Raw genomic sequence first — 1,256 nt, 5'->3', positions numbered from 1 at the left:
GACACCGCGCAGTGGTTCCGTACACACTGCGAACGTTTCTAAAGTAAAAAGTTCGGGTGCTTGGGGGCGCCGTGTGACATCGGTGGCGCGGAGCTAAGCCGCTGTGGCGGAGAAGGTCAAGCGGCCCGCGTCGAAGCGGCGTGCAGGTGGGCGGGTGCTGGGGCTCGCGCGGGAGCCCGGCGAGCCCGATTGGGAGCGTCTGCTGCCTGACCGAGACGAGCAGATCGCCGCGTCCGCGCACTGGCTCCGGATCGTTGGCGAGATGCGGGAGCGGGAGACCTTCTCCGAATCGAACACCCATTCGGTGCAGCGCCTGATCCTGGCCTATCTGGTTTATGATCGCTGCTCGAGGAGCGTCGCGGTCGACGGCCTGGTCACCGAACCGAACAAGGACAACCCCAAGGCGATCGCGCGCCTGTCGATCTACTATCAGGCGATGCGCGAGGCCGAGAAGACGACGGAGCGGCTGGAGCAGCAGCTCGGCCTCACTCCCGGCCGGCGCGCCAAGGTGGGCAAGGTCGTGAAGAAGCGGGAGCGCAGCGCCGGTGCCGACGCGTTCCTCGGGCAGCAAGGCTAAGGTTACCGACCCGACCACCGCATGGGCGCGGGCGACGGTGCGGGGCGAATTCGTCACCGGCGACCTGGTGCGGCACGCGGCCGAACGGCACCTGAAGGATCTGCGTGACGCCGAGAAGCGGGGGTATTTTTGGCGGCCGGAGCTCGCGCAGCGCGCGATCGACTTCTTCCCGTCGCTGTTCACGATCACGGACGGTCCGGCCGAAGGCAAGCCCTTCCACCTGATCCCGTATCAGGTGTTCATCGTCGGCTCGCTGATGGGCTGGGTGAACGCAACTGGCCGGTGGCGCTTCCGCTCCGGCTATGTCGAGACCGGCAAGGGGCAGGCCAAGTCGCCGATGATGGCCGGGCTCGGCCTGTACGCAATGGGCTGGTGCGGCTTTCGGCGCTCGCAGATCTACTCGATCGCCGCGAACAAGCAGACGTCGATGGTCCTGTTCAAGGACGCGACCGCGATGTGCCGGGCCCCGGTGCCAGGGTACGACGATCACGAGACGCTCGAGGCGCTCGGCCACGTCGTGATCCGAGGCGAGGGCGACAACGCGTGGAAGATCGAGCACCCGGGCTCGCAATCGTTTTTCCTGCCGCTCGCCGACGGCAAGCAGCAGTCGGGCCCGCGGCCGCGCATGGTGCTCGCGGACGAGATCCACGAGTTCGCCTCGGTCGACCAGATCGACACA

The 1,256-nt window shown here is 67.1% G+C and carries 2 protein-coding genes; both read left to right on the top strand.

What is annotated here, in order from left to right; genetic code table 11:
• The first annotated feature begins 103 nt into the window (after nt 1-103).
• Complete coding sequence (locus PYV61_RS25480; protein ID WP_275836692.1) at nt 104-577, top strand: P27 family phage terminase small subunit; 474 nt, start codon at nt 104-106, stop codon at nt 575-577.
• On the top strand, nt 546-1,256 hold a 711-nt coding region (locus PYV61_RS25475), incomplete at its 3' end, for a terminase large subunit (protein ID WP_275836691.1). The genes PYV61_RS25480 and PYV61_RS25475, both read left to right, overlap by 32 nt.

This window comes from Roseisolibacter sp. H3M3-2, from assembly GCF_029211165.1.
Lineage (GTDB): Bacteria > Gemmatimonadota > Gemmatimonadetes > Gemmatimonadales > Gemmatimonadaceae > Roseisolibacter.
Note: the sequence above shows the minus strand (reverse complement) of the source record. Positions and strands in the feature narration are given on the sequence as shown.